The 12,951-nt window shown below is 39.2% G+C and carries 12 protein-coding genes; 8 read left to right on the top strand and 4 right to left on the bottom strand.

The genetic code is table 11. The features are described 5' to 3' along the window. Positions 1–24 precede the first annotated feature (24 nt). Positions 25–1,128: a hypothetical protein gene (locus tag ACOQO5_RS03725; RefSeq protein ID WP_420580337.1), complete on the bottom strand. Its 1,104-nt coding sequence runs from the start codon at positions 1,126–1,128 to the stop codon at positions 25–27. A gap of 409 nt (positions 1,129–1,537) precedes the next feature. On the opposite strand from ACOQO5_RS03725, the gene cmk reads away from it, so the two are divergent. From cmk to ACOQO5_RS03710, 3 genes are read left to right on the top strand one after another with little or no spacing between them, the layout of a single operon-like run. Then, complete coding sequence (gene cmk, locus ACOQO5_RS03720) at positions 1,538–2,221, top strand: (d)CMP kinase (RefSeq protein WP_420580336.1); 684 nt, start codon at positions 1,538–1,540, stop codon at positions 2,219–2,221. Beyond that, positions 2,214–2,816: a hypothetical protein gene (locus ACOQO5_RS03715; protein ID WP_420580335.1), complete on the top strand. Its 603-nt coding sequence runs from the start codon at positions 2,214–2,216 to the stop codon at positions 2,814–2,816. The genes cmk and ACOQO5_RS03715 overlap by 8 nt, the downstream gene beginning before the upstream one ends. A gap of 27 nt (positions 2,817–2,843) precedes the next feature. Next, positions 2,844–3,740, top strand: a complete 897-nt coding sequence (locus ACOQO5_RS03710; RefSeq protein ID WP_420580334.1) for a 4-hydroxy-3-methylbut-2-enyl diphosphate reductase — start codon at positions 2,844–2,846, stop codon at positions 3,738–3,740. On the opposite strand, the gene ACOQO5_RS03705 is transcribed toward ACOQO5_RS03710, so the two are convergent. Both ACOQO5_RS03705 and ACOQO5_RS03700 read right to left on the bottom strand, forming a co-directional pair. Beyond that, positions 3,737–5,053: a tetratricopeptide repeat protein gene (locus ACOQO5_RS03705; RefSeq protein WP_420580333.1), complete on the bottom strand. Its 1,317-nt coding sequence runs from the start codon at positions 5,051–5,053 to the stop codon at positions 3,737–3,739. The genes ACOQO5_RS03710 and ACOQO5_RS03705 overlap by 4 nt on opposite strands. Before the next feature lie 41 nt (positions 5,054–5,094). Then, complete coding sequence (locus ACOQO5_RS03700; protein ID WP_420580332.1) at positions 5,095–5,772, bottom strand: hypothetical protein; 678 nt, start codon at positions 5,770–5,772, stop codon at positions 5,095–5,097. A 237-nt stretch (positions 5,773–6,009) separates the two neighbouring features. Between ACOQO5_RS03700 and ACOQO5_RS03695 the strand changes: the two genes are divergently transcribed. Genes ACOQO5_RS03695 through nqrE form a run of 5 tightly spaced genes read left to right on the top strand, consistent with a single transcriptional unit; the run spans position 6,010 to position 10,720 of the window. Further along, the gene (locus ACOQO5_RS03695; RefSeq protein ID WP_420580331.1) at positions 6,010–7,365 is read left to right on the top strand and encodes a Na(+)-translocating NADH-quinone reductase subunit A; all 1,356 of its coding nucleotides are present in this window, start codon (positions 6,010–6,012) and stop codon (positions 7,363–7,365) included. A 2-nt stretch (positions 7,366–7,367) separates the two neighbouring features. Next, a complete protein-coding gene (locus ACOQO5_RS03690; RefSeq protein ID WP_420580330.1) occupies positions 7,368–8,558 on the top strand; it encodes an NADH:ubiquinone reductase (Na(+)-transporting) subunit B in 1,191 nt (396 codons plus the stop codon). Continuing rightward, positions 8,545–9,357, top strand: a complete 813-nt coding sequence (gene nqrC, locus ACOQO5_RS03685) for an NADH:ubiquinone reductase (Na(+)-transporting) subunit C (protein WP_420580329.1) — start codon at positions 8,545–8,547, stop codon at positions 9,355–9,357. The genes ACOQO5_RS03690 and nqrC overlap by 14 nt, the downstream gene beginning before the upstream one ends. Positions 9,358–9,399: 42 nt before the next feature. After that, entirely contained in the window at positions 9,400–10,083 is a 684-nt protein-coding gene (locus ACOQO5_RS03680; RefSeq protein WP_420580328.1) for an NADH:ubiquinone reductase (Na(+)-transporting) subunit D, read from the top strand. Between the two features lie 25 nt (positions 10,084–10,108). Next, positions 10,109–10,720, top strand: coding sequence for an NADH:ubiquinone reductase (Na(+)-transporting) subunit E (gene nqrE, locus ACOQO5_RS03675; RefSeq protein ID WP_420580327.1), 612 nt, complete (start codon positions 10,109–10,111; stop codon positions 10,718–10,720). A 257-nt stretch (positions 10,721–10,977) separates the two neighbouring features. Here the strand turns inward: nqrE and ACOQO5_RS03670 are convergent, their stop codons facing one another. Further along, positions 10,978–12,822 carry a hypothetical protein gene (locus ACOQO5_RS03670; protein WP_420580326.1) on the bottom strand — a complete coding sequence of 615 codons (1,845 nt, stop codon included), beginning with the start codon at positions 12,820–12,822 and terminating at the stop codon, positions 10,978–10,980. Positions 12,823–12,951 lie beyond the last annotated feature (129 nt).

The following is a 12,951-nucleotide window of genomic DNA, read 5'->3' as shown; positions in this document are numbered from 1 at the left end:
CTTTGGAAAAGATGAGTGAGAACTTTACCTAAAGTAATACTCAAAAAAGCCACCACAAATTTCGGACGCACCGATATAGATGCCTACTCCATAGGTAATGTGTTTGACAGAAAGTTGATTGATAGCAAATGGCAACCCAGTAATATTTAGAATACTGAAGCCAATCGCTGTAATAATACCTCCTGCAATAGAGACGGCGACACTCGGTGATGCCAGCAAGACCAATGCACCAACTCCCATGATGATAAGACTGGCGATAAGCGTATTTTTTGAGTCTAATACGGCCACTTTTTTACTGATGGCAAAGGCTAGAATGGCTGACAAGCCAAGAAGTGCAAATGAAATATAGTTTCCCGTGTTACCTAAATCTGGAAAGTTAGCTTCGAAGCTGGCTGGAATATATTCTACCAAAAAGGCTTTGCCAACACCTAAGGCTAAACCAATTACCAAAATAGCTATATAGCTTTGAAAGCTCTGAGGTTTTACTTGTCCTTCCATTAATTCTTTCTTTCTTGAAATAACTTCATCAGAAGATATTTTATGAAAGAAATAGCCGCTGACAGATATCAGAATCCCGCCAACAATAAAAGTAAGTGTATCCCCAAAAAACTGAACTAGCCCGACTACTAACGGCTCAAGTGCATAGACAAGCTCAGTGACTAAAAACAAAAAACCCATAACGATAGGAAGCTTTTGAGCTGGGGCAAAGGCTTCAATCATAGAATAAGCCGGACTAATGAATAGGTTCATCGAAATCAGCCACAAAATAATCATATAAGGAAGGTAAGGCGTCAAAGCCCCTACCGGTCCTGCCCCAATTATAGATGCCACAATCATAAAGATCATAGCTGTAGCGCCAATGCCCACAGTGAATAAGGTGAAAAACTTTCCATTTTTCCCTAATAGATAATCAGCTAACAAGCCGGCTAATGCAGGAATTAGAACTAGAATAATTGCTTTTGAAACGATCAGAAAATCTGATAAGTGATCAAAGCTAAAATTTTCTAATAGGATAGGTTGGTATTCATGATAGGCAATCCAACTGATAACTACAGAAACGTTTAATGCCCCCAGGCTAAAAATTTCCGGCCATTTGATGTCGTTTGCCTTAGTTGATATAGTACTCATACTGCTTATTGTTTGGTTAAAAACGATAGAGATACGAAGTGTCTTCCCTATCCGGATTTATGGAAGAAATAAAAAGTATCACTGAGTGGTAAGATAGCTGGCAGCAGAAATACAATTCTTTAAGATACACCGTTGTATATCACAATACAATTTTTCGATTCGAAATAGCTTTGTTGCTATATTTGTTCAAACAAAAAAATACATGGGCTATAAACTCACTTCACGAACTTTTTCATTAATTTTATTAGGGTTGCTTCTCAGTTTTGGCTCATGCAAGTCGTCTCAATACCCTAAGGAGAGAAAACCAAGAAAGATTAAAAAAGGCAAACCAATACCTTGCCCAATTAAAGACTGCTAAAGTCAAAGAGCACCCAAAAAAAAGTATTAACCCACTTGAGCCAAACCACTCATGAGAAAAATTATCATTGCTATTGATGGCTATTCGGCCTGCGGCAAAAGTTCAACGGCAAAGCGAGTAGCGGCTGCCCTCAATTATGGATATGTGGACACAGGAGCGATGTATCGCTCGGTTACTCTATATTTTTTAGAGCATTATATAGACCTGACCAACCCGAAATCTATAAGTAAGGCACTGGGAGAAGTAGATATTACTTTTCACCACAACGAATCTACTGGGCAAAATGAGACTTATCTCAATGGTTTGAATGTGGAGAGCAAGATTCGAGAAATGGAAATTTCCCAGAAGGTGAGTGAGGTCGCGGCGATCAAAGCAGTGAGAGAGGCGATGGTGAAGCAGCAGCAAAAAATGGGTAAATCCAAAGGTATCGTGATGGATGGACGAGACATTGGATCTGTTGTTTTTCCTGATGCAGAGTTGAAAATTTTCATGAATGCAGATTTTGATGTGCGAGCCGAAAGAAGACAAAAAGAGCTGTTCGATAAAGACAACTTAGTTGATCTGGACGAGGTTAAAGAAAATCTCAGAAAGAGAGATAAAATAGATACTTCAAGGGAGGAAAGCCCTTTGGTTCGGCCGGTGGGAGCTATAGATGTTGATACCACACATATGTTTTTAGAAGAGCAGGTGGATCACATTGTGCAATTGGCTACTGGAAAAATGATGAATGCTTAGGATCACTTTTTTCCTGTTGATTATTAGCTGGGGCTGTTTGGATCGCCACAAGGCAAGAGTTTTAGAAGACGCTGATGGATCTAATTCTGGAGATATTACTGCAGCTAGCGTTTGGGATAAAACTAACATCAATTCCGAAAAAGCTGAAATAACACCAACAGATGAAAACCTGTTTGGGAAGTTTTATAATGATAGAATTGAATTCCACATTATCGACAAACCTAATTTTGAATTGCATCAGGCTGGAGTAAAAAAAGTTACGTTGTATTATATAGACAGTGTGCTTTGCAAGAAAAAATATGAGCTGGACAGGCCTATTGCGGATGAGCTAGCAAAAATCTATGGTAAACTTAGTTATAAGTCCCTCAATCGAGCTACAGATTCTCTAGCCCGAGAAATGGGCATAGTGCTTCAATCTGAGAACGGAAATAGGTTAAATCCGTACTTGAAAAAGTATCAGTTGAAGTGGAAAGTAGATGATAAAGTCATTTATTTCAGACATTTAGAAGATTCTTTAAACACATCTAATTTCTATATTGAGGAATTGAAAGAATACCGCCGTTTGTTTAATTCAGTTCAAAGGGAATTGATTTAATTTTGCAGAAAGGAGGTAAGCGTTACCATGCACATAGAGATAGATAAAAATTCTGGATATTGTTTTGGTGTAGAATATGCCATAGAGATGGCAGAAGACGAGCTCAATGAAAGCGGTCAATTATACTGCCTCGGCGATATTGTGCACAATCATATGGAAGTCGAGCGGTTGGCTGCTAAAGGTTTGGTCATAGTTAGTAATGAAGATTTAAAAAACCTCAAAGATTGTAAAGTCCTTATTCGTGCACACGGTGAGCCACCTGAAACTTATAAAACAGCGATTGAAAACAACATCGAATTGATCGATGCATCCTGTCCAGTAGTACTCAAACTTCAGAATAGAGTAAAAGGATCTTTCGACCAAATGGAAGAAAGAGAGGGTCAAATTGTAATCTATGGTAAGCCTGGTCATGCCGAGGTCATTGGCCTTACAGGGCAAACCAAAGAAAAAGCCATCATCGTGATGGAAGATGAAGACCTGGAGCAAATTGATTTTTCAAAACCAGTTACTCTTTATAGTCAGACAACCAAGAGCACCAAAGGCTTCTATCGTTTGAAATCCATGATAGAAGAGCGTATTATAGCTGCCAAAGGTCAATCATTAGAAGTTACGGACTTCAAGGCCAACGACAGCATCTGTCGTCAAGTCTCCAATCGAGAGCCGAGTATGGAGAAATTTTCTCAAAAGCACGATGTCATCATTTTCGTCAGCGGCAAAAAAAGCTCCAATGGCCGAGCCCTTTATGGTGTCTGCAAAAATTTCAATGAACGTAGCTACTTTGTAGGTAGCGAAGAAGAGATAGATCTTGAATGGATCAAGCCTTCGGACACCATAGGAATCTGCGGAGCCACTTCTACACCTATGTGGTTGATGGAAAAGGTACGGAATTTTATTCAAGAGCAATTTGAAACCAATACTGTTTAAATATTGTCAGTCAGTTTAATTGCTTTTTTGAATAAAATTTTCTCATAGATAGATTCCATTGGTTTCAAAAGCAGAGCGATGCATACTTTCACCAGCAGGCTAATCATTGAATTATAAGAATTACTTTCAATTATCGGATCTAAAAAAACTTCGGTAAGCAGTACCAAAAATATGGCCGTTATGATTGAAAAAAATATCGCTTTTCTACTCCTCTTTACTCTTGCCAATTCTTCTAATGTGTCTTTCAATTCTATATTTTTTGCATCGACAATTTCTTTTTGATCGGCAATCTGCTTGTTCTTAAGTTTGAATACTTCCCTTTCTCTATCTGCTTGAAATTCGGTGTTGAGTTGTATATACTTTGAGTAAAAGCTCGTGGCATCTTTATATTTATTGGTGTATGTATAACAATTGGCTAGTAATAGATAGCATTTAATCTTTTTGGCCGTACTATTGAATTTTGTAACAATAGTTAGTGCCTTTTTGAGGAGTGAAATAGCTTCATCATATTCATCCAAACCGATTAAAGTTCTTGCTAGCTCAATCATACTGGTAGCGGAAGCATCTTCCAAACTGGCCTTCTTTCTTAGCTTCAAGCTTTCCTCTAACGATTTTTTCGAGTCTTCTAATTCCTCCCGGTTGAAAAAATATATACCCAAATCACAAAGCCCACGAGATTTTTCTGCGAGGGAAATGTCTTTCACATTCAAGCATTTATCGAGGTATTTTTTTGCCAGACTCATTTCTCCTATGTTCGAATAAACATTTGCCAAGCCATTTAAGAATCGAAACTCTGCTGTTTTTTGCGGGTGGCTTTCAATGAAATCTAAACCCTGACTATAGTATTTTTTGGCGGTTTCGAATTCAAGGACTACCTGATGCAATTCTCCTAATTGATAAAATGCATAGCTATAAAAGACTGGAAAATGTCCGTCAGGTTTGAGCATATCGAGTGATAAGTGTAATTCCTTTACTGCCAGATCTATTTCTCCCAATGATCGATAAGTAGCTCCCAGTACCATATGAGCCAAGCCACAAACATCCCCATGTTTTAATATATCAATGGCCGCAACAAGCTGGTCTTTAGCGTCTTCAAATTCTGTTAGAAAGAATGCTGCAACGCCCGAACAAGCAAGGTGTTGGCCACGATAAGTTTCAGAATCCAAGTATTTGAGGACATGTGGTTTATAATACCGAGTTTTTTGAAAATTGCTTTCGGAAACCATATTGACAAACGCCGACATTAACTCCAAAGGGCTGGCCTCATTGGCCTCTACTTCTTCAATTAGTTTGTCCAGAATAGGGTCATTCATACCTCTAATCTAATGATATGAATCCAATAAGTATATTAGTATTACCTATTCATCTTTACCCCTAATGAAATCTCCACTCCTTCCAATGCAGTCACTGCATCCGGGTAATCTACCATTCGGGTTTCGATTGGTCCACCAATGGTGCCACCTGAGTATTCGCCAGTAATGGCTGCCCCAGAATCTCCTTTAAGATATTGAACTTCTGTAGTTATAGAAAACTTGTCACTGACATGAAAAGCTAACTCGACACCTGCCATCCAACCGAATCCAATTTTGTTTTCGACATCTAAGTCTGCATTAGCGACATCCCACCCTTCATATTCTCTGATGGCCCGATCCATATTACCATAGTTGATTTGAGGGGCAATATGACCCATTGCAAAACCACCGCCAAGAATTTTTACCGACATGGCGTCTGAGTCCAAAGTCAAGGAAAGTTGAAGAGGGACTAAAATTGACCAATGAGGACCAGTTAGGGGTTTATTAGCCTCAAAAGGCAAACCATTCATGGGTAGCCCAGGCATATTATATAAAGAGGCACCTGTTTCTACACCTAGCAAGCCGAAACTCAAGCCAAGCCCTCTCACAGAAAGGGGACTAACTGGAGCTGAGAAATAGCCATTTTTGGGGATAATAAATGAGGCAGATACGCCTTGACTTTTAGCTGAAAGGCTGAGGAGTATTAAAGCAAGAATGGGGAGTAGAATTTTTGTTTTCATGGAATAAAGTTAAAGTATCTTCCATCAATCTCCCCAGCCCTCTTCTCCAAGAGGGAGTTTAGTTTCCCCTTAGATAAAGAGGGTTAGAGGGATTTGAAGATTCGATCCTCCCCCCGATTTTTTTCCCTTCGCTTTCCTTCCTCAAATACTTTTACGATAATTGCGCTCCTAGCCCATTATCATCAATTTTTTATTATTTTTGCCTCGTTTTATAAAACAGGACTTTTGCATTAAAATATGTCTCAGAATATAAAGCTTAAGAAGGGATTCGATATCAATCTCGCAGGAAAAGCTGAAAAGAAAATCGGAGAGCTCCCACCAGCGGAGACTTACGCCATTAAACCCACAGATTTTGTTGGTATGAGCCGTCCAAAACTCCTTGTAAAGGAAGGCGACAACGTGAAGGCAGGAACGCCAATCATGATCGACAAACTGGTCGAAAATGTGATGTACGCTTCACCCGTGAGCGGAGAGATCGCTGAAGTGGTAAGAGGCGCTAAAAGAAAAATATTAGAAATCAGAATCTTGGCAGACAAAGAGGTGTCTTTCGAGTCGTTTGATAAGCATGACGACGTGAAGGGAATCTCGAAGGAAGCGGCCGTAGAGCAGATGACCAAAGGTGGTGTTTGGCCAAATATCATCCAGCGTCCATTCGGTGTGGTGGCAGATCCAAACGATTCACCAAAAAACATTTTCGTGTCGGCTTTCGATACGCATCCTTTGGCTCCGGATATGAACTTTATCTTAGAAGGACAGAAAAAATATTTTGAGGCAGGAATCAGTGTGTTAGCTAAGTTGACTGAAGGTAAAGTTCATGTCAATGTAGCAGCCAATGATTCATCAGATTTGTTTAAAGGAACTGAAGCTCAGGTGAACACTGTATCTGGATCACACCCTGCAGGGAATGTAGGTGTTCAGATTCATCACATCGCACCAATTAATAAAGGAGAAGTGTCGTGGACGGTTCATCCATATGGTGTGGCTCAAATCGGAAAACTTTTCTTAGAAGGAAAATACGACGCATCTAAAGTGATTGCGTTGGCAGGTTCTGAAGTAAAGGCTCCACAATACTACAAAACATATTCAGGTGCTGCGATCAACAAGTTGATCGATGGTACAGTGAAAGATGGTTATGTAAGGTATGTCTCTGGTAATGTATTGACAGGCAATCAAGTGAACTCTACAGGATACTTAGGATTTTATCACAATCAATTGACTGTGATTCCTGAAGGAGATTATTATGAATTGTTTGGATGGATTTTGCCTACTACCAATCGTTTGAGTTTCCACAGAGCCTTTGGTTTGTTGTCTTTCCTTGGCGGAAAGAAAAAAGAATTTGTGCTCGATACCAACAACAGAGGTCAGCATAGAGCATTTGTTCAGACAGGAGCTTTCGAAAAAGTAACTCCAATGGACATTCTTCCTACTTATTTATTGAAAGCAATCCTTGCGGAGGATTTTGATGATATGGAAGGTTTGGGTATTTACGAAGTGATCGAAGAAGATTTGGCTCTTTGTGAATTTATCGACGTGTCTAAGAACGATGTTCAGGCCATTTTAAGAGAAGGACTAGATCTAGTAAAAAATAGTTAAGAATGAAGTTTATAGAAGACATATTTGCGAAGGTTCGCCCCAACTTTGAGAAAGGTGGTAAGTGGGAGAAGTTTTTCTATATATACGAAGCGCATGAGACGCTCTTTCTAGCACCAAACAGCACGACAAGTGCCAAAGGCGTTCAGATCAAGGATGCGATCGACATGAAGCGAATGATGATGACAGTGATCATCGCTATGTTGCCATGTTTATTATTCGGTATTTGGAATGCAGGACATCAGCATTACTTGGCCATTGGTGAAGTGGCTGATCTAGGCAGCGAAATTTTATTAGGAGCGACTTTGGTGGTTCCTATCTTGATTGTTTCCTACTCAGTAGGACTCGGTATTGAATTTACATTCGCTACTATAAGAAAACATGAAGTAAACGAAGGGTTCCTTGTAACCGGAATGTTGATTCCTTTGGTGATGCCTCCTACCATTCCACTATGGCAAGTAGGACTGGCTACAGCATTCGCTGTAATCATAGGCAAAGAAGCATTTGGTGGCACAGGTATGAATATCTTGAACGTGGCCTTGACAGCCAGAGCGTTCTTATATTTCGCTTATCCTTCACAGATTTCTGGTGACGTTTGGTCTTACTTAGGTAGTGAGCAAGCAGTAGCAGGATTTTCTGGAGCGACGCCTCTGGCTATCGGAGCAGCAGCAGTAGAAGCTGATCAATCCATGCTTAGTATGATGGCTGAAACATGGTCAGAAGGGCTATACAGTTTCAATAATTTATTTATGGGAATTATTCCCGGGAGTATTGGAGAGACATCTACCTTGATGTGCTTGATTGGTGCTGCTATTTTGATCTTTTCTGGCGTAGGAAGCTGGAAAATTATTACAAGTGTTTTTGCTGGTGCTTTTGTAATGGGTACCATTTGTAATATGCTAGGAGCCAATGAATACATGTTACTGCCAGCTCACTATCACTTGGTAATAGGAGGGTTAGCTTTCGGGGCAGTGTTTATGGCATCTGATCCGGTGACGGCTACTCAAACAGAAACTGGAAAATGGATTTACGGATTCCTTATCGGGATTCTTACCGTAATCATAAGAGTATTTAATCCGGCTTATCCAGAAGGAATTATGCTGGCAATTTTATTAATGAACGTATTTGCTCCACTGATCGATTATTATGTGGTAGCAGCTAACAAGAAAAGGAGGTTGAAACGTGCAACGATCTAATTTATATATAGTAGTCTTCTCCGCCATACTGACCATAGTATTGGGTGGATTGTTGTCTGGAACTTCAGTAGTGCTGAAGCCTTTGCAAGACAAGCAGGTAGAATTGGATACCAAAAAGAAAATTTTGGGCGCCGTGGACCCTACAAGTGTAGAAGGTAAAACTCCAGATGAGATTTTAGCTTATTATAAAGAGCGAGTAACTTCTATTGTAGTTGACATCAATGGTGAGCCAATGGAAACAGATGCAAAAGGGAATCCATTGGTAGCGGAAAAAATTGATTTCCAAAAGAATCACAACAAATTCAAAAAAGACGTAAAGTCTAGACCTTATCCGGTTTTCATGTATATGAAAGAAGATGGGTCAGGAGTAGACTCTTATATCTTCCCTATGTTTGGTGCAGGTCTTTGGGATTGGATCTCTGGATTCGTGGCCGTAGATGCTGATTTGAATACAGTCAGAGGTGTAGCGTTTGATCACAAGTCAGAGACACCTGGTTTGGGTGCAAGAATAACTGACGAACCAGTCAAAGCAAGGTTCGTAGGTAAGAAGCTATATGACCAATCAGGTGCTTTGCAATCCGTAAGCATGGTTAAAGGCGAAAAAGGAGAACCCTTAGATGATCATCATATTGATGGATTGTCTGGCGCTACATTAACTGGTAAAGGTTTGAATGCGATGTTGAAGGATTACTTTGGTTACTATGGTGCATACATTGAGAAAACTAAAAACTCAAAAGAGCCTGTGGCTGAAGTAGTAGAGCCTGTAGCAGAGGAAGAATCAGAAGAAACTGCAGAATAATTAAGGAATTGATTGGGCTTGGCCCATTTAAAATATAATACAATGAGTACAGAAACTTTGGAACAAGCGGTAGTAAAAGAGCCATCTGAGCCTTTATTGTCGAAGAGAAGGAAGAAGTTCATCACCGACCCGTTGAACGATGACAATCCAATTACCATTCAGGTACTAGGAATTTGTTCGGCCCTGGCCGTTACCGTGAAAATGGAGCCTACTTTGGTTATGTCTATAGCCGTAGTATTTGTAATCGTATTTTCTAATCTGATCATCTCTCTAATGAGAGATTTGATACCAGGTCGAGTTAGAATTATAGTGCAATTGGCTGTTATTGCTACGTTGGTAACACTTGTGAGTGAAGTACTGAAAGCTTATTTGTTCGACATGTATAAAGTGCTTGGGGCTTTTGTAGGACTGATCATAACCAACTGTATTGTGATGGGTCGTTTAGAAGCATTTGCCATGGCAAACAAGGCCTATGACTCTGTATTAGATGGATTAGGTTCTGGATTTGGATATGCATGGATTATTTTGACTGTGGCTTTCTTTAGAGAGTTGTTTGGGTCAGGTACTGTATTTGACGTGCCAGTTTATGCCACGCTTTCTGATTGGACTGGAGGTTTAGTAAACATTCAGACTAACGGATTGATGGTAGATTCCATTGGTGCCTTTATGGTACTAGGTATTTTGATCTGGATTCAAAGAACACAAAACGGATACGTAGAACACTAAGCCAACAAGCTAAAAGAGATTAGAAATGGAAGCATTTAATATATTCATAAAAAGCGCATTTATCGACAACATGGTGTTCGCATACTTCTTAGGTATGTGTTCGTTCTTGGCGGTATCTAAAAAAGTATCAACAGGACTTGGACTAGGAGCGGCAGTTATCTTTGTTTTGACTATTACTGTACCGATCAACTGGCTACTTCAGGAGTATGTGTTGAAAGAAGGTGCCTTGGTATGGCTCAATAGTAGTTTTGAAACTATCGATTTGAGTTTCTTACAATTCATTATGTTCATTGCCATTATCGCGGCGATGGTACAGCTGGTAGAAATGATTATTGAAAAAGTGTCGCCAGCATTATACGGTTCTCTAGGTATCTTTTTACCATTGATCGCAGTAAACTGTGCAATTCTAGGTGCGTCACTTTTCATGGTTCAAAGAGACTATACCATAGTAGAAGCTACAGCTTATGGTGCTGGCTCTGGTTTTGGTTGGTTCTTGGCAATTATTGCATTGGCAGCCATCAGAGAGAAGCTAAAGTATTCCAATGTTCCCAATGGTTTGAAAGGATTGGGTATCACTATGATCCTGACTGGATTGATGGGAATCGCCTTCAAATCCTTTATCGGAATTGTGCTTTAAGACAACAAAAAATTAATTTCATACAGAAAATCCAGTCTTTGAAAGAGGGCTGGATTTTTTTGTACCGATGTTTAACCTGGAATATACAATTCAGTAGTTTATAGCTATTAGGTTAATTTTCAATGATTAACGTTGATATCACTTGTTTGCAGTAAAACCCAAAATGGTAATTGTGATTTGTTCCTTTGTAAAGGAAAATCAATCTCCTTTTAACTTAATAAGCATTAACTCCAATTATGCTAATGCACAAATCGGGTTTAAAATGGAATAATCTGTGGTGCTCTAAAATCAAAATCGCGGATATTGAGTAAGCTGGAAGTAGAGAAGTCAAATGTACTAGTGGAAGCGTTGATGGGTGTACTAGGATAATACCCTAAGCGAATCTGTATAGTAGAAATGGCCAAGTTGTCATTTCTCAATCGAATTCCTCCTCCAATACCCATAAAATGATCTTTGTCAAAAAAGTCGTTTCTTATGTTTTTTGTAACTGTGTAATCAAAAAATGCAAATGTGGCCAATCTAAATTGAACTAAGTTGATCGGAGTGAACACCACGGTTTCTAATTTTATATTGAATTTTGTAGTAGCTCGTAGATAATAGTTTCTTACACCTCTAATACCTAGATCAGATTCTGTATTTAGAATGTATTCTTCATAGGGGTTTATGCTCTGGCTAAGCGTAATATCTACAAATTGCCTCAATTTGATTTGATTGATGGATATTAATGAAGTGAAATAATCAGCGCCCATTCGAATAATTCCATTTTCAAAACCATTATCTCCTACAAAACTGCCCCAGGAAGCAATTGCATTTATATATCCGAACCCTTTGACATAACCACCTCTTGCATAGTTAAACCCTAAATAGATCCTGTCATTAAATTCTGCTTGTTGATAACCTGCCACCACACCGATGGCACTACCTGTTGGAATATCTTCTGTCCTGCCATACTGAATAATGAATCGATCTTTGTAATAGTTTCTGGCACTAAGACCTAGACTAATGAGATAGGTGGTTTTATCATGATACCTATAATTCGTATCAGCAGAGACAATAGGGCGATCAAAGAAATTGGAATATTCAATTCCTGCTGAAGCAACTGCATTTGTAACAGCATCGATGCCTAGCATATTTGTTTTTATATTAGTCTTAAAGGCACGGCCCAACCAGAAGTTAGAATATTGTTCATCATATTTATAAGTGGATGTTACTTCTGAAATCGGCTCATAATTATACTCGCCATAGATATATCTGCTAAATAATGCTCCGCCAGCATATTTCATTTCTTGAGTAACAAAGTCCCGTTCGAAGTTGGCACTTACCCCATCCCGTCTGAAATGTTTTGCATAATTGAGCCTTCCATCAATGAAGGTACCTAAAATATTGGGCACCCTATAAAAGAAATCTGAACCGCCATCTCTGATATAGTCATATTCGAATTCGTGTCCAATTCCACCAATATTTGAATGACTTATGCCAAAAAGTGCATCATTGTCATTATTTGGACTTAAGAGTAAACTGTAAGGAAAGACATCTTGAGTGACAACAACTACATCTGCTTTCTTTTGATTAGAGTGCTCCAAGAGCATAATTCTTGCATCTTTAACGTACTTTAATCGGCGAATCAATCGCTCACTATCTACAAAGCTGTTGGGATTGATATGTTCGCCAGTTTTAAAAGTGAGATTTTTTCTAATAACCCAATTCTGAGTATGAATATGTATTTTGTTCCATGGCGCCACCCATTTGGATGGATTGTAAATAGTTGTGTCTTTGACTGTGGATCCGAAAATGGGAAGGGACTTGAATCCAATAGAAGAGATGGTCTCCCGTTCATATGGCATGAACCGCTGTTCGTGTAATTCTTCTGTTTTTGGTGATTCGTTGTGTACGAACATATAGTCGTACATTAAGTTAGAGAGCTTAGACTTACTCATTTTTTGCTCTACTTGTTGATAAAATTCTTGAGAGCGTTGCATATTATTTTTTCTTACATAAAAGTCAGTAGTGTCAGGGAGAATAAAAACAGTATCGACTTTAGCATAATAGGCGCTGTCATTGATAAAAACGAATCTATCCGCTTTGACTTTTATGGTATCCATTTTTGCTTTTGGCTGTGTGCCGAAAGTCCGTGTTTGTCCATGCACATGTAAGGCCGGGAGGCAGATTATCAAAATGAAAATTCGGATAAAGGGCTTCACAAAATACTCAGTTTGGTTTGCTCATGGGTC

Source organism: Reichenbachiella sp. (assembly GCF_965223055.1).
Classification (GTDB): Bacteria; Bacteroidota; Bacteroidia; order Cytophagales; family Cyclobacteriaceae; genus Reichenbachiella.
Note: the sequence above shows the minus strand (reverse complement) of the source record. Positions and strands in the feature narration are given on the sequence as shown.